Source organism: Aquabacterium soli (assembly GCF_003933735.1).
GTDB lineage: Bacteria > Pseudomonadota > Gammaproteobacteria > Burkholderiales > Burkholderiaceae_C > Aquabacterium > Aquabacterium soli.
Genome location: NZ_RSED01000001.1, coordinates 181,739 through 202,409, shown reverse-complemented (window position 1 = coordinate 202,409; position 20,671 = coordinate 181,739). Strand labels below are relative to the sequence as shown.

Genomic DNA, 20,671 nt, shown 5'->3' with positions numbered 1-20,671 from the left:
CTTGCCCAGGAAGCGGCTGGCCCTTGCGCCAGCCTCGTCATTTCCGGGAGGGTGGTGCGGCGGCGGTGCTGCCACCTTGGGTTGCCCCAGGCACATCCGGAACGGACCCGGGAGCCGCACCCGCCCACAGCCTCTTGAGGCGCGCCAGCTCCACGTCGTACAGGGCGTTGATGCGTCCCAGTTCCGAGCGGTGGTTCTCGATGATCTCGCGCTGGGCATCCTGCGAGGTGGTGTTGTCCTCCAGCGCGCCGCGCAGCTTGAAGGGCAAGGGCTTGCCCTTATAGAACTCCGCATCGGCCTGCAGCGGCTTGCGCTCGGCCTGGAGATCCTTGATGCGCTTCTCGGACGAGGCGATCGCACCACGCACATCATCCAGCGCCGCCTCGCGGGCCCTGCGGTGCGCCCCCTCGTTCGGGTAGCGGTTCAGCAGGTTGCGGTCGCGCCGCACGGCGTCCTTGTAGGCCGCGTCGGCCAGGGCCTTCTGCCGGTCGGCATCTTCCTGCGCCGCTCGCTCCTTGGGGCTCATGCGGGGAGGCATCACCTTGCGTGACGAGCCATCCTTGTTCATCAGGCGCTGCTCGCGGTCCAGGCACTCCTGGATCGGCCGGTCCGAGGTCATCCGGCGGCCATTGGCATCGGTGCACGAGTAGATCGTCTGGGCAGCCCAGGCACCCGTCAACACCAGTGGCGACATCAGCACCAGGGCCAGGAAACCTCCTGCCACAACGATCCTTGCCCGGACGGGGGATGGTTCGCGATGGGCGGACGGGGCTGCGGTCATGCAGGCGGCTCCAGGCATGGGATGAACAACAAGGACGACGGAGATCAGACCCCGTAGCGCTGGCGGTAGGTCAGCACGGCCGGGTGGAAACTGGCCAGGGCCGGATCGGCCTGGGTTTCCAGATAGTGCAACAGGTCGGCCAGGGCCGCAATCGAAACAACCGGCAGTTTGTAGCGCTGTTCCACCTGCTGCACGGCGCTCTCTTCAGCGTCCTGGCCGCCCGCAGTGGCTTTCTCCTGGCGGTCCAGCGCGATGGTCACGCCGCAGGGCGTGGCGCCTGCCGCGGTGATCATGTCGATGGACTCGCGCACCGAGGTGCCTGCCGAAATCACATCGTCGATGATCAGCACACGGCCCTTGACCGGGGCGCCCACCAGGGTGCCGCCCTCGCCGTGGTCCTTGGCCTCCTTGCGGTTGTAGGCGAAAGGCACGTTGCGGCCCAGGCGCGCCAGCTCGATGGACACGGCAGCCGCCAGGGTGATGCCCTTGTAGGCCGGACCGAACAGCATGTCGAACTCCAGCCCGGACGCCAGCAGCCGGCGTGCATAGAATTCGGCCAGGCGACCAAGCTTGGCGCCGTCGTCGAACAACCCTGCGTTGAAGAAGTAGGGCGACAGGCGGCCGGCCTTGGTCTTGAATTCACCAAAGCGCAGCACCTGCGATTGCACCGCGAAGGCCACGAAATCCTGGGCCACGGCGTTGCTGGTAGGGGTGTTCGTCATCTTGAGATCTCAACGTGTTCAGACTGGTATCCCTCAACCTCAACGGCATCCGCTCGGCGGCCACCAAGGGCCTCATTCCATGGGCTGAAGGACTGTCGGCCGATTGTATGGGGGTGCAGGAGCTCAAGGCGCAGGCCGCCGACATCGCCGGCAAGTTCGAATCCATCGCCGGCATGCAGGGGCACTTCCACCATGCGGAGAAGAAAGGCTACTCCGGGGTGGGCCTGTACAGCAAGCATGAACCGTCGGACGTGCTGGTCGGCCTGGGCGAGCACGACGCCAGTGGCGAGTTCGACGCCGAAGGGCGCTGGGTGGAGCTGCGCTTCGACAAGCCCGGCCGCAAGTTGTCCATCATCAGCAGCTACTTCCCCAGTGGCTCCAGCTCCGAAGAGCGGCAGGAGGCCAAGTTCCGCTGGCTGGCCATCGTCGAGCCGCACCTGGCGCGCCTGGCGGCCGAGCGCGACTACATCCTGGTGGGCGACATCAACATCGCGCACCAGGCGCAGGACCTGAAGAACTGGAAGGGCAACCAGAAGAACAGCGGCTTCCTGCCCGAGGAGCGCGACTGGATGAGCAAGCTGCTGCACCTGGAGAACAACGCCCGCCTGGTCGACGTGTACCGCCACCTGCACCCGGACACCACCGACGAGAGCTACACCTGGTGGAGCAACCGGGGCCAGGCCCGTGCCAAGAACGTGGGCTGGCGCATCGACTACCAGCTGGCCACGCCCAAGCTGGCGCTGCTGGCACGCCAGACCTCGGTCTACAAGGAGCAGTGGTTCAGTGACCACGCACCGCTGATCGTGGATTACGATCTGGCGATCTGACACCAAGGGAACGAACATGAGCGGCGAGCAATCGATAGGCTTCAACCGGATCGTGGGCCCGCTGACGGGCGATTTCCTGCGGGCCTCCATGGCCGCGGCCCAGCAGCGGCAGGGAGCGGCCGCCAAGACGCCACCACCCCCGACGTCCCTCCCGCCGTGCGCCTTCGTGCTGAACGACAAGCCCATGAGCACGTTCACGTTCAATGGCACGGGCTACGACGCCTTCTCGGGCCTGAACGACAAGGTCAACAAGAAGGAGTTCGTCTGCACGGCCAGCGAGGGCGCGATCCCGCCAGGCACCTACTACATCGTGGACCGGCAGTCGGGCGGACGGCTGGGCTGGATCCGGGATGCACTCAGCGGCAAGGACGAATGGTTTGCGCTGTATGCCAAGGACGACGCCGTCGATGACGTGGCCTTTTGCGACAAGGTTCGCCGGGGCGAGTTCCGCCTGCACCCCAAAGTCGGGATGGGGATCAGCAAGGGCTGCATCACCATCGACAAGGTCAGCGACTTCGAGGCGATCCGCAAGGTGCTGCTGGGGGCCACCAAATTTGAGATCCCCGAGCTGAAGGGGACCATGGCCTATGCCATCGTGGTCGTGACATGACCCCGGCACGCATGGCCGTCGTGCCCGTTGGTGGTTTGCTGGGGGGCGCCGCGGCCACCTGGGCCTGGCTGGCACTGCCAGGCCTGTCGCCCTTGTCCGAGCGGCTGTGGACCGCCCTCAACCACCTGCTCGGCGGCCAGACGCCGGGCGCGGCTTCGGATCTCGAGCTCTTGCTGGTCTTCGGTGCGGGCGCCGTGATCACCGGCATCGTGCTGGCCCTCGTCTTGCGGGCGAAGCGCCCCTGATCGAGCGCCCGGCCCGTGGCTCAGCCCACGGCCTTGTCCAGCTTGCCCAGCTCGCCGCGCAACTCCTTGCACATGCGCACGATGACGTCCTCGAGCTTCTGCCTGGCCTTGTCGTCCTTGGCGGATTTCTCGGCCATCTGCAGGGCGTGCGAGAACGAATCGCCGTCATGCACCTTCCACACGCCCCAGAAGGCGTCCTTCAGGCGCGGGGCGTTCTTCACGGTGTTGTGCACGGCGTTGCAGGGGCCCTTGCACAGCTTGTCCCACAGCTCGCGGGAAGGACTCTTCTGACACTGGTCCAACCCCTTGTTCAGTGCCGTCAGGTGAGGCTGCAAGGTCTTGCGCAACTGGCCGTCGGCCTTGACCAGCGTCTTGCGTGCCTCATCGAAGGGCCTGAAGATGGTTCCGAGGTCCTTGAAGGCCTCGGCCACCTCGTCGGCGGCCTTGGCCATCTGGGCCGCCAGCACCACCACGGGCTTGGGCACCTTGGGGTCGGCCTGGCACAGCTTGGCCAGGGTCAGGGCCTGCTTCCTGGCCTCCAGTGCCTGCGCGATCAGCGGCACGACGGTGCTGCGGTAGGCGGCCTTGGCGCCTTTCTCCGCATCTTCCAGCTCGTCCAGTGTCGAGAAGACCTGGTTGCGGCGCGGCTGCAGGTCGGCCACATCCACCTTCTTGTAGAGCCCCTCCAGCTTGGCCAGCACCATCGCCAGGGCCTTGCCGTCGTCGCGGGTGGACACGGGCGCGCCCTGCTTGAGCCACTGCGCGGCGCTCAGGGCGTCGGGCCAGTGGCCGCTGCGCTCGAAGGGGTTGAATGCCGCCATCAGAGCACCTCTTCGCCCAGGTGATGCGAGCGCAGCAAGGCGCGCAGGCGGATGGGCTTGAGCGGCTTGCGCAGCACCGAAATGCCGCGCTCGGCGGCGCCCCGGTCCACCGCGGCATCCACCTCGCCGGTGACCAGTGAGATGACCGGGCCTTCGCCGATGATCGCGCGGATGCGGTCGGCCACCTGCAGGCCGGTCTCGTTGTCGGCCAGTTGATGATCGAGCAGCACATGCCAGCGCTTGTCGAACTCCTGGCTCAGGATGGCCAGGGCCTCGTCGCCGCAGGCGCACATGCTCACGCGCACACCCCAGTCCTTGAGCAGGCGGTTCATGGCGTCGCGCACCAGCGGGTCGTCCTCGACGAACAGGACGTTCAGGTCAGCCTCCAGCGTGGGCACTGGTTCTTGTACTTCTTCTGCATCGGATGGAGAGTCTAAGGGCAAGGTGACGGCGAATGAGCTGCCTCTGCCGGGGATGGACTGCACCTCGATCTCGTAGCCCAGCGCCGCGCACAGGCGGTGCACGGTGGACAGGCCCAGGCCGTAGCCCTTGTCGCGCTGGCGCTCGGGGTTGTTCACCTGGAAGAAGTCGTCGAAGATGCGGCTCTGGTCATGCGAGGCCAGCCCCACGCCCGTGTCGGCCACCACCAGCGAGCAGGCGCCCGGGCGGCGGCGCACCCCCACCAGGATGCGCCCCTCTTCGGTGTAGCGCACGGCGTTGGACAAGAGATTGCCCAGGATGCGCTCGATCACGGCCGGATCCGCATGCACCCACAGCGAGGTGGGCACGTTGCGCACCGACAGGCCCTTGGCCCTGGCCCCCGGGCGCACCTGGATCAGCACCTGGTCGACCACGCGCTGCAGCGGAAAGGCCCCCGGCTTGGCGTTGCGGTGGGCCGTCTCCGCGTGGGTGACGCCCAGGATGGCGTCGAACAGCCCCGTGAGGCTGCTCACGCAGGATGTGATGTGGTCGATCAGCTCGCGCCGCTCCACCTCGGCCGGATCCTTGCGCAGCAGCGCGCTGTACAGGCCCAGGGCGTGCAGCGGCTGCTTGAGGTCGTGGCTGGCCGCACTCCAGAAGCGGGTCTTCTCGGCCGCGGCCAGCTCGGTCACTGCCGCGGCATGCTCGGCCTTGGCCACCAGGTGGCGCTCGTGCTCGAGCAGGTCTGCCGCCGTCAGGCGCATGTCCAGCGCCGTGCGCAGCGCCCGCTCCGTCTGCCGGGCCGACACCACCAGGAAGCCGCCCAGCATCGTCAGCCCAAAGGCCACGTAACTGGAATAGGCGTCTGGCAGCCACAGCAGGTACAGCACCGACGGCAGCAGGCTGCCCGCCAGAAAGGCATACAGGCTGGCGATGAGCGTGGTGTACAGGACGGCACTGCCAGCCGCCACCGCCACGATGCCGAACACGGGGTACAGCAGCGTGTACAGGTTGCCCGGGTCATGCAGCAGGACCAGGCCCAGGCTCCAGCCCAATCCCAGGGCCCCGGCCTGTGCCACCTTCAGGTGCCCCCACCGACGCACCTGCCCATCACGCACGGCGTGGGTGGACGCGTAGCGCGCATAGGTGCGGTGCAGCCACAGGCCGGCACCCTGGATCACCAGCATCACGGCCAGCCACAACACCACCCGCTCGTGCACCACCATGTCCCACAAGGCCAGTGAATTGGCCAGGGCGGTCAACAGGATCAGCCCCGCCAGCAGGCCGGCGCCGCGTGCACCGCGGTAGGCCAGCGCCACCTGCTCGGCGCGCAGTCGGCGGGCGCGGTCCTCAGCCTGGTCCATCATGCCGGGAGCCTCACAGCAGGCGCTCACGCAGCGCCTGGCTGACGGCCTCGGTGCGGTTGCTCACACCCATCTGCTCGAAGATGTAGGACCAGTGGTCCTTGACGGTGCGCTCCGAGATGCCCACCAGGGCGGAGATCTCCTTGTTGGACAGGCCCTTGGCCGCCAGCCGCAGGATCTCCTTGCGCTTGTCAGACAGGCTGACGACGGACAGTTCCGCGGCTGGCGCCACGTCGTACACCGAACCGCCCTCGAACAGGCTGCGCAGCGCTTCGCCCAGCGAGGCGATGTCCCGGTCCTTGGACAGGCAGGCCACACAGCCCAGCACCTGCGCCTGGCGGGCCATGGCAGGATCGGGGGCGCCACACAGCAGCCCCCGCGCCACCGTGGGATGCCTGCGCGCCACCTGCCCCAGCAGCGCCAGCCCATCGCCATCGGGCAACTGAAAATCCGACAGGCACAGGTCGATGTCCTGGTCGGCTGACAACACCTGCAAGGCCGACGCATGGCCATCGGCCAGCAAGATGCGCAGGTCGGGCGTGGCGTCGCTCAGCGCCCGGCGGACGCCTTCCCTGTAAAGCGGATGGTCGTCCACGAAAAGCAGTGTGTACATGGAAAGATGATCCCACAGTGACAGCGGGCGCCGCATCCGTACCAACGGCCGGGTGCAGGAGAACCCGATCCTGTTCATGATCCGCAATGCGCTCCCCAGCCTGTGAGATTTACACACTACACAATAGGTATCCGTCCTTTCGTACGGTTGCATGGACGGATGGGCTGGGGCACCATGCCGGACAAATTCAAGGAGCCCACCATGCTGCCCAGCCACGCATCACATCTTCCCCAGCAGGATGACGACACCGTCGCCCTGTGGGGCAATGTCCAGCGCCGTCCCGTGCGCCGTGTCGCGCTGGCCTCTGCTTTCGACAACCGACAGGAGCAGCCCCCGCTCGCCAACCTGCACCTGCCGCGTCTGTGGCAGGAGATCCAGGATCTGTCCGCCCACGAAGTCGACGCCGGCCTGCTGCACCTGCTGCAGCGCCTGTCGCATGTCCTTGGGGCAGACGGCATCCGCTGGGAGTTGCTGGCATCGTCGCAGCCTGGCAGCACGGTGTGCGTGGCGTCCCAGGTGTTCTGGAATCTCCAGCAGCCATCCACCGAGCTGACCGGGCCGGAGTTGTCCCTGACCTTGCCGATGCGCGGCGGCATGCGCATGCATTTCCACCTGATGCGCACGCAGGGCGCCGACGCCTTCACCGAAGCCCACCGCGCCACGCTGGAGCTGGCCCTCGCCGGGCTGTCCCGCTGGCTGAACTGGCTCACGCTCAGCCATGGCCCGACCCTGGCCACAGGGCCGCTGCCCCCCCACCAGCGCAAGGTGCTGCTGCTGTTGCTCACGGGGCTTTCCGAGAAGCAGATTGCCGCAGAACTGAACCTGAGCACCAACACAGCGCACCAGTATGTGACCTCGCTGTACCGGCGCTTTGGTGCGCGCAATCGGCCGTCGCTGACGGCACAGTGGCTCGGAGCCGGCCTCTAACCCCTAGTTCTAGGGGGTCACCCCTTCAGTGCCGTACGGCACGCAACATCCGCTTGCAGATCGTGGAAGATGGACACCTAGAATCGGCCGCCACTTCTCATTGACCCTTCAGGCAGGAATTCCTCATGCGTCCTTTGTTTTCGCTCTCCGCCGGTGTTGCCGCCGCTTCCCTGATCGCCATGTTGACCGCGTGCGGTGGTGGTGGCGGTGACAAGGGAAAGGCCATTGAGCCTCTCCCGGTCGGCACCTTGACCTTCACGGGGACGAGTGCCGGAACCTACGTCGTGACCCCGTCGGCGACCACTGTCACCGGAACTGCGCCCATTCGCGTCCGACTGGAAGGCACGCCTACCTTCAGGATCACATTCGAATATGACCCGGCCGGCACGGGCATCAATGGGCTGGACCTGCCTGTCGGCAGTGGCGGCAGCGTGGTCAACTACGGGTGCATTGCCCCCTGCAACGGAACGGCGCTGGACAAGGCAGCCAGAACCCTGACGTTCACCAACACCACCTTGTCGGACGGATCTTCCTCATCGGTCACCATCAATGGCACCGTGACCTGGTGACCCCCTAGTACTAGGGGCCCCGAGCCAGCGCCAAGGCCCCCTAAAGGGGCAAGCCCCCTAGCTTCAGGGTGACCGGATACTCTGTCCGCGGCGATACTCGCACCAAATTGTTTCCAGTTATTTTTGCCGTGCGCCACGTTCCTACAACTCGGCGTCAGGCTTGCTGTTGCTTGGACGAGGGAACCCGTGGGAAAAACTTCAGGAACCGCCCGCTCGTGGCTGTTGTGCGCGAGCGTCGCTTGTGTGTTGAGCCAGGCCGGCTGGGCGGCTGCCCAGACCGTGGTCTCGCCTCTGGTTCAAGAGCCGCCGCCGGGCACCCTGCCCAACATCGAGCAACTCAAGCCGGCGCAGCCCCTGGTGAAAGCCTCCCCGCTCGAATCCCTGCCCGTTCCCGCCCCGCCCCCCGAACTGGGCAAGCCCAGCGACGACATCACCCTCGACGTCAAGGCCTACACCGTCGATGACTCGGCTCCCAACGAGGTGCGTCAGGCCCTGCACGAGCTGACTGCTCCCTTCGTCGGGCCGCAACGCAATTACGAAGACTTGGTCAACGCCGCGGCCGCGGTCACCCGGTTCATGCAGCGGGAACTGGGCTACTACCTGGCCTACGCCTACCTGCCCGAGCAGGACCCAAAAGACGGCAACGTCAAGATCGCCATCCTGGAAGGCCGCCTGGACCAGGTCATCCTGAACTGGCCCGAAAAATCGCTGGTCAAGCGCGACGTGATCGAGCGCTTCCTGGCCCGGCTCAAGCCCGGCACCATCCTCAAGGTGCGCGACGTCGAGCGGGTGGTGTTCACCGTGAACGACCTGTACGGCATCCGCGCCCGTTTCGAGGTCAAGGCCGGCCGAACGCCGGGCACCGCCTCGCTGGTGGTCACCCCCCAGTCCGAGCCACGCTTCAGTGGCCGGGGTGAGTTCGACATCAACGGCTCGCGCTACTCAGGCGAATACCGCGCTACCGCGATCGCCACCGTCGCCAGCCCGCTGGGTTTGGGCGACAGCCTGACCATCAGCGGCCTGGCCTCGACCAGCGGCGGCCTCAAGTTTGCGCTGGCCAGCTATTCGCTGCCCGTGGGGTCAGACGGCCTGAAGCTGGGCGTGTCGGCCTCACACGTTCGGTACCAACTGGACAAGGACATCTTCGAGCTGAACCTGCACGGCTCGGCAGATGCCTACAGCGTGTTCGGCCTGTATCCGCTGATCCGCTCGCGCAACCTCAACTCGTTCGCCCTGGCCACGGTGGAGCAAAAGTCCTACACCGACACCATCGCCGGCTACACCACCGAGAAGGAAACCAAGGACCTCCAACTCGGCCTGGTAGGCGACTTCCGCGACAACTGGCTGACCGGCGGCGTGAACGCCTACGAACTCACGTGGATGCACGGCCGTGTCGAGATGAAGAGCGGCAACCTGGCGGTGCCGAACAACTTCGACAAGTACTCGCTGGGCTTCTCGCGCCTGCAGAACATCGTCAGCAACCGCCTGCTGGCCTACTTGCGCTACAAAGGGCAGATCGCCTCGGTGAATCTGGACACCACCGAACGCTTCGGCATGGGCGGCCCCTCCGGCATACGGGCCTATGCGCCAGGCGAAGGCACCGCCGACACCGCGCACCTGGTCACCACGGAACTACGCTGGCTGCCACCGGAATCCCTGTTCGGCCGCCTGAGCCGTGAAATGGTCTTCAGCGTCTTCTATGACGTGGGCTTCGCGAAAGTCCGGCACGCGTCGGACGGCACCCCCTCGCAAACCGACAACACGCCTACGCTCGCTGGTGCCGGCGTCGGCTTCGTGTGGGACCGCCCGCAATCGTTCGCCGTGCGCATGAGCCTGGCCTGGCCCACACAGGGTGAGCCCGTGAACGACAAGAAGGAACGTTCGCCACGGGTGTACGCCACCTTCGTGAAGAACCTTTGAACCTGCCCCCATTGAGCGCTGACAGCCTTTGAACACCGCTGCCAGCCAACGCCAAGAGATCCAGAGAGTCCCACCATGAACCGTCGTCGTGCACGCCAACTGACATCGTCCCCGCGTCGCTGGGCGCTGCGCCCCCTGCCCGCTGCGCTCATGGCGGCCATGATGCCCATGGCGTCATGGTCCTTCGACGTCGGCCAGGTGGTGCACGGACAGGTCACGTCCAGCACGAACGGCAACGCAACCACCGTCACGGTGCACACCAACACGGCCATCGTGAACACGAAGGATTCGTCCATCCGTGCCAACGAGTCGGTCACCATCGACATGCTGGCTGGCGGGCGCTCGAGCCTGCTGGTGCGCGACACCAGCTACGACCCCACCTACCTGATGGGCAGCCTACAGTCGAACGGGCGCGTGTTCTTCCTGAACCCCAACGGCATCGTGTTCGGCAGCGGCTTCAGGGCCGATGTGGGTGCGCTGGTCGCGTCTACGCTGAACCTGGCCGACGAGGATTTCAAGAAGAAGCAGTACAAGTTCAGCCGCGTGCCAGGGGGCAGAGGCGCCATCATCCAGGACCCAGGCAGCCTCATCCAGGCGAGTGAAACCGTGGCCCTCGTGGCCCCGCAGGTCACGCAGGCGGGCACCATCGTGGCGCCGCGCGTGGGCCTGGCCGCCGGCACCGAGGCCCTGCTGGACCTAGACGGCGACGGCCTGATCTTCCTGAAGGTCGGCAACGCGCAAGAGGCGTCGACTCGACTGACCCAGCTGGGCACCATCATTGCCGACGGCGGCACGGTCGACATCCAAGCCCGCGCCCGCGAAGCCCTGGCCGACACCGTGCTGAACGTGGACGGCATCATCCGGGCCCGCAGCCTGGGCACGCGCGAGGGTCGCGTGGTGATCGATGGCGGCAACTCGGGCATCACGGCGGTGAACGGCCAGGTCGATGCCACCGGCGATGACGCCGGCGAGCGCGGCGGCCAGATCAGCGTGTTGGGCGACAAGGTGGGTCTGTTCGGCTCGGCAAGTCTGGATGCGTCCGGGCGGGCCGGCGGCGGCACGGTGCTGGTGGGCGGCAACTACCAGGGCACGGGCGACGAGCGCCGGGCCAGCCACACCTTCATCGGCAAGGATGCCAGCATCAAGGCCAATGCACTCGACGATGGCGACGGCGGCAAGGTGGTGGTGTGGTCGGACGAGGTCACGCGCTACTTCGGCAGCATCGAGGCGCGCGGTGGCGCGCAAGGCGGCAACGGCGGCTTTGTCGAGGTATCGGGCAAGCAGTCGCTGGTGTTCGACGGCAAGGTCAGCCTGGTCGCACCGTTCGGCGTCGGCGGCGTGCTGCTGTTGGATCCGCGGGACATCATCCTCGCAGGCAGCGGCGGGGCGGCTTTCGTCGACCAGGCTTCGCCCACGCCAGACGTGGCCTTCGCGGCCAGCGGCAGTTCCGACGTCACCCTGGATGTCGATGACCTGGAAGGGGTGGCGGAGTTGCGCCTGCAGGCCTCCCGCGACATCATCTTCAACGCCAACCTCACGATGGACAGTGGCAAGAACGTGGTGCTGTCGGCCGGCAGGGACATCAGCCTCGGCACGTTCACGCTGCGGGCACAGGGCTCCGGCACGATCACCCTGACCGCCAATGCCGCCGACGGCTCCGGTTCGGAGGCCGACGGGCTGGGCAGCATCACCACGGGCACGGGCGGGCTGATCCGCGCGGGCTCGGGGCTGGTCACCCTGAGCGCGGGCAGCACGGGCATCAACGTCGATCTGCAGGCCAACGATGTGGCGGTGACGACGACCGATGCGGGCAACGTCACCATCCGCAACCAGGGCAACCTGAATTTCGCCGGCAGCGGCTCCAGCGTCGCGGGCAACCTGAGCGCCACCGTCAACAACGGCTCCATCAGCGACTCTGCAGCGCTGACGGTCACAGGCACCTCGTCCTTCGCCACCACCTTGGCCGCTGAGACGATTGACCTGGGCAGCGTCACCCTGGGTGGCGCGGCCTCGTTCTCCACGGTCAGCGCAGCCAACCAGGGCGCCGTCAGCGTCAGCAGCACCAGCGCCATCATCCTGGGCACCAGCAACGTCCGCGGCAACCTGAGTGTCACCTCCGGTGGGCACATTTCCCAGACCGGCGCCCTCACCGTGAGCGGCAACACGACCCTGCGCTTGAACTCGGCGCTGTCCGACATCCACCTTGGCAGCCAGGCCAACTCGTTGGCCGGCACAGTGACGGTGACCGGTACGCTCACCAACGTACGTGACCTGGCCATCCGCAACACGCACGACAATGCAGCGCTGCCGGTCGGCCTGTCGGGCATGAGCAACCTGCAGGATCTGACGCTGCTCTACAGCGGCAACGTGGACACGATCGACCTGCCCACCCTGAACCTGCGCCACCTCACCGTCAGCAGTGGTCGCACCAGCGATGGCGTGCTGGGCGACGCCGACGAAGCGATCACCACCGCAGGCATCATCACCGCCTCGGGCAACGTGAGCCTGAGCGCGACAGGCTCAGGCCGCGACGTCGACGCAGACAAGCTCAATGTCACCGGCACCATTGCCATCAACACCAACGGCGCCAACGCCAATGCCGTGGTCGTCAATGACAAGGCCGTGAAACTGCTGGGTTCCAGCGTTGGCGGCAACCTCTCGCTGACATCGAAGGGCCATGTCACCCAGGAGGCTGGCGCCACGCTGACCGTGGGTGGAACCACCACCCTGGCCGTGACAGCGGACGACTCGGACATCCTGATCGGCAACACCGGCAACAGCTTCGCCGGGGCCATCAGTTTCAGCGGCGCTGGCGCTGCTGATGAGGCTTTCATCCGCGACGTGTCGATCACCAATGCGCACGCATCGGCCGTGATGCCTACGCTGACAGCCCTGACCGGTCTGCGCGACCTGACGATCAATTTCACGACCGCCAACGTCACCCTGGGCCAAATGAGCGTCAGGAACCTGGTGGTGACCAGCGGCGGCGCCACCGGGGTCATCGACAGCGGTACCCTGACGGTGAGCGAGGACGCCAGTTTCAGCACCACGGCCAACAATGCGACCATCGTGGTCAATCAGTTGGCGGTCGATGGCAACATCTCGGTCAGCACCGCAGGAGCCAACGGCCACGCCACCATCGTCAACGATGCCGGCGTGAAGCTGGCAGGCTCCACGGTTGGGGGCAACCTCACCGCCACGGCCACCAGCGGCAACATCACCGACAGCGCCACAATCGCTGTCACCGGCAATGCCAGCTACATCACCCTGGCAGACAATGCCACCATCACCGTCGACAACCAAGCGGTGAACGGGAGCTTCGCGCTCACCACCAACGGCACCACTGGTCACGCCATCGTCACCAACGCCACAGGTGTCGCCCTGGCCGCATCGACGGTGGACGGAAACCTGACCGTCACGGCCACCAATGGCAGCATCACCGACACGGGCACCGTGACGGTCAGCGGCAACGCCAGCTACAGCGCGTCGACAGCAAACAGCGGCATCACGCTCGACACCCAGGCCGTCAATGGCCAGTTCACGCTGAACACCAGCGGCACCACGGGGCACGCCGCGATCACAAATGCCACCAAAGTGGTGCTGGCCGCCTCCAGTGTAGGTGGCAACCTGGGCGTCACTGCCACGGCTGGCAACATCACCGATGAAGGCACGGTCTCGGCCGTGGGCAATGCCAGCTTCACCACCACGGGCAACGACGCCACCATCGTGGTCAACCAGCTGGCCGTGGACGGCACCATCGCCGTGAACACCGCGGGCACCAGCGGCCACGCCACCATCGTGAACGATGACGGGGTGCGGTTGAATACCTCCAGTGTGGGCGGCAACCTCACGGCCACCGCCACCACAGGCGACATCACCGACAGCGGCACCGTCACGGTCGGCGGCAATGCCACCTACGCCGCCTTGGCGAACAACGCCATCATCAACGTCGTCAACCAGGCGGTGGCCGGCACCTTTGCCCTCACCACCAACGGCACGGCAGGCCACGTCACCATTGCCAACGCCACGGGTGTGGCGCTGGCGGCCTCCAACATCCGCGGCAACCTCGGCGTCACGGCCACCAACGGCGACATCACCGACACGGGCCTCATCACCGTCACCGGCAGCGCCAGCTACACCGCATCGACCGCCAACACGGACATCACGCTGGACACCCAGGCGGTCAGCGGGCCCTTCACGCTCAACACCAATGGCGCCACGGGCCATGCCACCGTGACAAACGCCTCCGGCGTGGTCCTGGCGGCATCGGGTATCGGGGGCGACCTGGGCGTCACGGCCAACACCGGCAACATCACCGACAGCGGCACCATCGTGGTGGGTGGCAATGCCAGCTACACCACGTCGGCCAACAACGCCACCATCACGGTCGACGACCAGAACGTGGCAGGCACGTTTGCGCTGACCACCACCGGCACCAACGCGAACGCCACCCTGGTCAACCACAGCAGCAAGGATGTGGAACTGGCCACCTCAAGCGTGGGCGGCACCTTGAGCGTGACCTCCGGCAGCCACATCAGCCAAGCCACCGGCGCCACGCTCAGCACGGGCGGCGACCTCACACTGACAGTGGGAAGTCCCAACTCGGACATCCTGCTGGGCAGCGGCGGCAACAGCCTGCGCGGGGCCATCAATTTCGGCGGCACGCAGAGCAACGTTCGCAACCTGGCGCTGGGCAGCAACTCGGCGTCGGCCTCGATTCCATCGCTGGCCGGCCTGAGCAACCTCAACAACCTCACCATCAACTTCAGCGCGGCCAATGTCACTCTCACGGCCCTGAACATCAGCGGCAACCTGGATGTGACCAGTGGCGGCGCGACGGGCATCACCGACACCGGCCCGCAGACCGATCGCGTGCAGGTGGGCGGCACGGCCAAGTTCACCACCACGGCCGCGGGGGCCGACATCGACCTCGATCAACTGAGTGTGACCGGCACCATTTCGGCCAACACCAGTGGCTCGGGCGGCCATGCCACGCTGGTCAATGCCACAGCGGTCGATCTGGCCGCGTCCAACGTGGGTGGCAACCTCACGGTCACTGCCACCACAGGCGACATCACCGACAGCGGCACCGTCACGGTGGGCGGCAACGCCAGCTACAGCACGCTGGCCTCTGGCGCCGACATCAATGTGAACCAGCAGGCCGTGGCCGGCCGCTTCGTCGTCAACACCGTGGGCACGACAGCGAATGCCACCATCCTCAACCTCACGGGTGTGACGCTGGATGCGTCCACCGTGCATGGCGACCTCACCGTCACGGCACAGTCCGGCAACATCACCGACAACGGCCTCATCACCGTCGACGGCAATGCCCGTTACACCACCTCGGCAGCAGGCGCCACCATCGGCGTTGATCAGCAGGCAGTGGCGGGCTCCTTCGCGGTGAACACCAATGGCACGGGCGCCCATGCCACGATCATCAACAGCGGGGCCGTGAACTTGCTGGCCTCCGATGTGGGCGGCGACCTGACCGTCACGGCCCAGGGCGGCGCCATCACCGATGCGGCCACAGTCAAGGTCGGCCGCAACGCCAGCTACACGACCACCACAAACAACGCCACGATCACGGTCGACAACCAGGATGTGGCGGGCACCTTCGCCGTCAACACGACAGGCCCGAACGCCGACGCCACGGTGGTCAACATCAAGGACGTCGAGCTGGCCACCTCCGACGTCGGGGGCTCGCTGAACGTGACCTCCAGCAGCAGCATCACACAGGCCACGGGCGCCACGCTCACCACCGGCGGCGATGTCGTTCTGACCGTGCTGACCGCCGGCTCCGACATCGAACTGGGCAACGGCGGCAACGCATTCGGCGGCGCCTTCATCGTGGCGGGCGATCAGAGCCTGGTGCGCGATCTGGCACTGGGCGGCTCCACGCTGACATCCATCCCCTCGCTGGCGGGCCTCACCAACCTGCGCAACCTGACACTGAACTTCAGCACGGCCGACATCGTGCTGCCCACGCTGAACATCGCGGGCAACCTCAGCGTGACCAGCGGGGGCACCACCGGCATCACGGCCATGCAAGCCATTTCGGTGACGGGCAATGCAAGCTTCCGCACCACCCAGGCCAACGCCGACATCCTGGCCACCCAGCTGACGGTGGGCGGCACCCTCTCGGCCCACACCGCCGGCACCAGCGGCCATGCCACCCTGGTCAACGCCACCGCCATCAACCTGGCGGCATCGGACGTGGGCGGCAACCTCATCGCCACAGCCACCACCGGCGACATCACCGACAGCGGCACGGTGACGGTGGACGGCACCGCCAGCTACACCACGCTGGACACGGATGCCAAGATCACCATCAACCAGCAGGACGTGGGCGGCACGCTCACCGTGAACACCACCGGCAGCAATGCCGATGTGCTGGTCGTGAACGACCGCGCCCTGGTGCTGGGCACGTCCAACGTGGGCGGCAAGCTTGATGTCACCGCCATCACGGGCAACCTGTCAGACGGCGGCACCATCACGGTGGGCGGCACCGCCCGCTACGCCACCAATGGCGCCAATGCGACCATCACGCTCGACGAACAGAACGTGGCCGGCGCCATCACGCTGGGCACGGTCGGCGCCAACGGCCACGCCAGCATCATCAACGCACATGCCAACGGCATCAGCCTGGGCACCTCCACGGTGGGCGGCAACCTCAGCGCCACGGCCAGCAGCGGCGACATCATGGACATCGGCCTGATCACCGTGGGAGGCCAGGCCACCTACACCACCAGCGCCAGCAACGCCACCATCGAGGTGAACCAGCAGGCCGTGAGCAACGGCATCGCGGTCAACACCACGGGCGCTCTGGGCCATGCCACGATCAACAACACGCTGGGCGTGGCCCTGGGCAACTCCAGCGTGGGCGGCAACCTGTCTATCACGGCAGGCGGCGCGATCACGCAAAACGGCGCGGTCCAGGTCAGTGGCACGACCACGCTGTCGGCCGTCGGCCAGGCCATCACGCTGACCGACACAGGCAACGACTTCACAGGCGCAGTCTCCGCCACGGGCGGCGCCGTCCAGATCACGGATGCGAACACGCTGACCGCGTCGCTCACTGCGACGGGTGCGTCTGCCCTGACGGCGGGCGGCGACCTGGTCGCCTCCGGTACGGCTGCGGGCCTGACCACGACCACCACCAACGCAGGCTCCACGAGCCTGGGCGCCACCACCGTCACGGGCAACCTGTCGGTCAACAGCGCCGGAGCCGTCAGCCAGAGCGGGGCCCTGACCGTCACTGGCACCTCCACCTTGTCGGCCAGCGGACAGACCATCACGCTGAACCACGCCAGCAACAACTTCACCGGCCTGGTCACCGCCACCGGCTCGACCATCCAGCTCAGGGATGCCAACGCATTGAGCGCGGCATTGACCGCCTCTGGCGCGGCCACGCTGACCGCCGCGGGCAACCTGGGCGTCGCCGGATCGGCCGCAGGCTTGAGCACCACCACGACCAACGCGGGCACCACCGCCCTGGGCGCCACCGCCATCACTGGCAACCTCTCGATCAACAGCGCCGGGGCCGTCAGCCAGAGCGGGGCCCTGACCGTCACCGGCACCTCCACCGTGTCCGCCAGCGGGCAGACCATCACGCTGGACCACGCCAGCAATAACTTCACCGGCCTGGTCACCGCCACCGGCTCGACCATCCAGCTCAGGGACGCCAACGCATTGAGCGCAGCACTGACCGCCTCTGGCGCGGCCACGCTGACCGCCGCAGGCAACCTGGGCGTGTCCGGATCGGCCGCAGGCTTGAGCACCACCACGACCAACGCGGGCACCACCACCTTGGGTGCCACCACGGTCACGGGCAATCTGTCGACCACCAGCGCCGGCGCCGTCAGCCAGACCGATGCCGTGACCGTCACCGGCACCTCCACCGTGTCGGCCAGCGGACAGTCCATCACGCTGGACCACGCCAGCAACAACTTCACGGGCCTGGTCACGGCCGCCGGCTCGACCATCCAGCTCCGGGACGCCAATGCCTTGAGCGCGGCATTGACCGCCTCTGGCGCGGCCACGCTGACCGCCGCGGGCAACCTGGGCGTCGCCGGATCGGCCGCAGGCTTGAGCACCCCCACGACCAACGCGGGCACCACCACCTTGGGTGCCACCACGGTCACGGGCAATCTGTCGACCACCAGCGCCGGCGCCGTCAGCCAGACCGATGCCGTGACCGTCACCGGCACCTCCACCGTGTCGGCCAGCGGACAGTCCATCACGCTGGACCACGCCAGCAACAACTTCACGGGCCTGGTCACGGCCGCCGGCTCGACCATCCAGCTCCGGGACGCCAATGCCTTGAGCGCGGCATTGACCGCCTCCGGCGCGGCCACGCTGAGCGCTGGCGGCAACCTGAATGTGTCGGGATCAGCCGCAGGCTTGAGCACCACCACGACCAACGCGGGCACCACCGGCTTCGGCGCCACCAACGTCACCGGCAACCTGGCCAGCACCAGCGCCGGGGCCGTCAGCCAATCCGGTGCGCTGACCGTGTCGGGCTCCAGCACGGTGTCGGCCACCGGCCAGACCGTCACGCTGGACAACACCGGCAATGACTTCACTGGCACCGTCACGGCCACCGGATCGACCGTGCGGATCACCGATGTCAACGCGCTGAACGCCGCGATCACCGCCTCGGGCGCCGCCACGCTGATCGCTGGCGGCAATCTGGGCGTGTCCGGCTCGGCCGCGGGCCTGAGCACCACCTCCACGGGCGGGGGCACCACCACCTTCGGCATCACCAACGTCACCGGCAACCTGCTGGCCAGCAGCGCCGGCAACATCCTGGACACGGGCGCTCTCACGGTCTCCGGCACCTCCAGCCTGACCACAACCGGCAACAACGCGACGATCACGCTGGACCAGCTGGCGTCCACCGGCGCGGTGGACGTGCACACCACCGGCACCAACGGTCACGTCACCATCGCCAACGCCTCGGCCTTGATCCTGGACGCAGACGATGTGCAGGGCAGCCTGAGCGCCAGCGCCCAGGGCACCCTGACGCTGACCGACGCCGTGCACGTCAGTGGCGGCAATTTCATCCACCTGCGCGCGGCCGGCACCAACAGCGACATCACGCTGAACCAGGCCGTGAGCAGTGGCTCCGGCGAGATCAACATCCGCGCGGACCGCCACTTGACGCTCAATGCCGACGTGGGCACCAGCGGCCGCGTACTGGCCCAGGCCGGCGGCAACCTGCTGCAAGGGGCTGGCACCACGGTATCCGGGGCCCAGATCGGCCTGCTTGCTGGCGGTTCGGCGACCGGGCTGGACCTGACAGCCGGATCGACCGCGCTGGTCAAGGCCGGCGGGAACATCACGGGCCAGATCAGCGCCAGCACGGCCGGCCTGCAATCGAGCACCGGCCTGATCAACGTGAACACCTCGGTGAACACGCTGTCGGCTCAGGCCGGCTCGTCGATCACGGTCGTCAACGACCAGGCATTGACGGTGGCCGCCGCCGCAGGCGGTGCCGTGAGCGTCACCACCGCGGGCGCCCTGACCGTGGCCCCCATCGGGCCGGTGAGCATGGCGGCCAGCGGATCGGACGTGCCCACGGGCAAGGCCTTCGAACTGGCTGAAGCCACCAGCGCCCAAGGCGGGGTGCAGACCGGCACGGCGGCGGGCTCAACGCTGACCCTGGCGGGCGGCAGCGGCAATCACGACGTCACGCTCAATGGCGCCGTCACCACGCACGATGGTGGCGCCATCACCGCCTCGGGCAAGGTGCGCATCAACAGCGACATCAACCTGACACAGGGCACGCTGAACATCACGGCCAACGCCACCCCGACGGCCACGCTGCGCCCGGGGGTGTTCTCGGCCGAGTACGCCCCGGTCCGCGTCTTCGAGGGCGTGGTCACGCAAGGTGGTGGCCGCATCGTCACCGGCACGGGCTCGACCCTGGTGGTCAATGCCACCAACAATGGCTCGATCTACCTGACCGGCAACAACGACATCCGCGGCGGCATCTCGGCCGTGAGCGGTACCTCGGGCGAAGTGGGCGACGCACGCTTCCTGGGCAGTGCCCCCATCTCGGTCAGCGAGATCAGCATCAAGTCCACCGAAGTCAATGTGGCGGGCAGGCCCGATGGCGCCATCCCCGGCCCGGCGGGCTCGGCCAAGGGCCTGGAAGGCGACAGCATCACGCTGGAAACCAGCAAGATCACTACCAGCCAGTTCGACGGCACGATCCGTGGACGCATGCCCTTCGACAAGACCCTGCAGATCGTGGCCGCATCGCTGCCATCTCTGGCCATCAGGATCCCAGCGTCCGAACTGGGCAACGGCAGCTCTCCCCTGTTCATCGGCGGCAGCACCGAGTCCGGCTGGATCCGCACCCGCCTGGGCAGCGACGCCCTGGGCGGCATCGTGACCGTCAGCCCGGGCGGCGTGGGCCAGGACAAGGCCATCGTGTTCCTGGGAGGTGATGATCCGGCCCCGGTGTACCCGGGCAGCGGCAAACCATCCGAGATCCGGGTGTTCTACAACGGCCTGGCAGCTGCCACGCCCGAGGAAGAAGCGGCTCTGACCTCGGTGCTGTCGATCATCGAAGACCAGCGCAAGGCCCGCTTCGAAGAAACGGTCCGCACGGAAAACGTGTCGTCCCGGCTGCGCGCAGGGGTGATTGCCGAGGTGGGCGCCGGCCGGCCCGCCACCGAGGGCAGCGAGTCGATTCTGATGCCGCCATCGTGCACACCGGCCGCGGGCGCGATGACCTGCCAATAAGTAACTTACGCAAACGCGTCGTTTCAGGATAAAAATGCCGTTTTGCGTACCGAACCATTGGCCGACATCTGTGTCGGAGTTTCGACCTCAGTGCTCTTGTTGG

At 67.0% G+C, this 20,671-nt stretch carries 12 protein-coding genes; 7 read left to right on the top strand and 5 right to left on the bottom strand.

The window, feature by feature from the left end:
* Positions 1–37 precede the first annotated feature (37 nt).
* The gene (locus tag EIP75_RS00795; protein ID WP_233584609.1) at positions 38–724 is read right to left on the bottom strand and encodes a DUF4124 domain-containing protein; all 687 of its coding nucleotides are present in this window, start codon (positions 722–724) and stop codon (positions 38–40) included.
* A 101-nt stretch (positions 725–825) separates the two neighbouring features.
* A complete protein-coding gene (gene pyrE / locus EIP75_RS00790) occupies positions 826–1,503 on the bottom strand; it encodes an orotate phosphoribosyltransferase (protein WP_125241312.1) in 678 nt (225 codons plus the stop codon).
* 14 nt (positions 1,504–1,517) lie between these two features.
* On the opposite strand from pyrE, the gene EIP75_RS00785 reads away from it, so the two are divergent.
* The 3 genes from EIP75_RS00785 to EIP75_RS00775 are packed head-to-tail and all read left to right on the top strand — an operon-like array spanning position 1,518 to position 3,185.
* Positions 1,518–2,330, top strand: a complete 813-nt coding sequence (locus EIP75_RS00785; protein WP_125241311.1) for an exodeoxyribonuclease III — start codon at positions 1,518–1,520, stop codon at positions 2,328–2,330.
* Positions 2,331–2,346: 16 nt separating this feature from the next.
* A complete protein-coding gene (locus EIP75_RS00780) occupies positions 2,347–2,940 on the top strand; it encodes a DUF2778 domain-containing protein (RefSeq protein WP_233584608.1) in 594 nt (197 codons plus the stop codon).
* Positions 2,937–3,185 (top strand): hypothetical protein, encoded by a 249-nt coding sequence (locus EIP75_RS00775; protein WP_125241310.1) that lies wholly within the window; start codon positions 2,937–2,939, stop codon positions 3,183–3,185. The genes EIP75_RS00780 and EIP75_RS00775 overlap by 4 nt, the downstream gene beginning before the upstream one ends.
* Positions 3,186–3,205: 20 nt before the next feature.
* On the opposite strand, the gene EIP75_RS00770 is transcribed toward EIP75_RS00775, so the two are convergent.
* From EIP75_RS00770 to EIP75_RS00760, 3 genes are read right to left on the bottom strand one after another with little or no spacing between them, the layout of a single operon-like run.
* The gene (locus tag EIP75_RS00770) at positions 3,206–4,006 is read right to left on the bottom strand and encodes a hypothetical protein (RefSeq protein ID WP_125241309.1); all 801 of its coding nucleotides are present in this window, start codon (positions 4,004–4,006) and stop codon (positions 3,206–3,208) included.
* The gene (locus EIP75_RS00765; protein ID WP_125241308.1) at positions 4,006–5,793 is read right to left on the bottom strand and encodes an ATP-binding response regulator; all 1,788 of its coding nucleotides are present in this window, start codon (positions 5,791–5,793) and stop codon (positions 4,006–4,008) included. Before EIP75_RS00765 ends, EIP75_RS00770 begins: the two co-directional genes overlap by 1 nt.
* A 10-nt stretch (positions 5,794–5,803) precedes the next feature.
* Positions 5,804–6,403: a response regulator transcription factor gene (locus EIP75_RS00760; protein WP_125241307.1), complete on the bottom strand. Its 600-nt coding sequence runs from the start codon at positions 6,401–6,403 to the stop codon at positions 5,804–5,806.
* Positions 6,404–6,604: 201 nt separating this feature from the next.
* On the opposite strand from EIP75_RS00760, the gene EIP75_RS00755 reads away from it, so the two are divergent.
* The 4 genes from EIP75_RS00755 to EIP75_RS00740 all read left to right on the top strand — a co-directional run bounded on the left by EIP75_RS00755 (position 6,605) and on the right by EIP75_RS00740 (position 20,568).
* The gene (locus tag EIP75_RS00755) at positions 6,605–7,330 is read left to right on the top strand and encodes a response regulator transcription factor (protein ID WP_158622696.1); all 726 of its coding nucleotides are present in this window, start codon (positions 6,605–6,607) and stop codon (positions 7,328–7,330) included.
* Between the two features lie 125 nt (positions 7,331–7,455).
* Entirely contained in the window at positions 7,456–7,899 is a 444-nt protein-coding gene (locus tag EIP75_RS00750) for a hypothetical protein (RefSeq protein ID WP_125241305.1), read from the top strand.
* Positions 7,900–8,142: 243 nt separating this feature from the next.
* Positions 8,143–9,819 (top strand): ShlB/FhaC/HecB family hemolysin secretion/activation protein, encoded by a 1,677-nt coding sequence (locus EIP75_RS00745; protein WP_158622695.1) that lies wholly within the window; start codon positions 8,143–8,145, stop codon positions 9,817–9,819.
* A gap of 75 nt (positions 9,820–9,894) precedes the next feature.
* A complete protein-coding gene (locus EIP75_RS00740; RefSeq protein WP_125241303.1) occupies positions 9,895–20,568 on the top strand; it encodes a filamentous hemagglutinin N-terminal domain-containing protein in 10,674 nt (3,557 codons plus the stop codon).
* The last annotated feature ends 103 nt before the right edge of the window (positions 20,569–20,671 follow it).

What these genes read in the sequence shown, in the direction of transcription:
- pyrE (WP_125241312.1), bottom strand. Translation starts at nt 1,503, where the DNA reads ATGACGAACACCCCTACCAGCAACGCCGTGGCCCAGGATTTCGTGGCC.
- EIP75_RS00780 (WP_233584608.1), top strand. Translation starts at nt 2,347, where the DNA reads ATGAGCGGCGAGCAATCGATAGGCTTCAACCGGATCGTGGGCCCGCTG.
- EIP75_RS00775 (WP_125241310.1), top strand. Translation starts at nt 2,937, where the DNA reads ATGACCCCGGCACGCATGGCCGTCGTGCCCGTTGGTGGTTTGCTGGGG.
- EIP75_RS00770 (WP_125241309.1), bottom strand. Translation starts at nt 4,006, where the DNA reads ATGGCGGCATTCAACCCCTTCGAGCGCAGCGGCCACTGGCCCGACGCC.
- EIP75_RS00765 (WP_125241308.1), bottom strand. Translation starts at nt 5,793, where the DNA reads ATGATGGACCAGGCTGAGGACCGCGCCCGCCGACTGCGCGCCGAGCAG.
- EIP75_RS00760 (WP_125241307.1), bottom strand. Translation starts at nt 6,403, where the DNA reads ATGTACACACTGCTTTTCGTGGACGACCATCCGCTTTACAGGGAAGGC.
- EIP75_RS00755 (WP_158622696.1), top strand. Translation starts at nt 6,605, where the DNA reads ATGCTGCCCAGCCACGCATCACATCTTCCCCAGCAGGATGACGACACC.
- EIP75_RS00750 (WP_125241305.1), top strand. Translation starts at nt 7,456, where the DNA reads ATGCGTCCTTTGTTTTCGCTCTCCGCCGGTGTTGCCGCCGCTTCCCTG.
- EIP75_RS00740 (WP_125241303.1), top strand. Translation starts at nt 9,895, where the DNA reads ATGAACCGTCGTCGTGCACGCCAACTGACATCGTCCCCGCGTCGCTGG.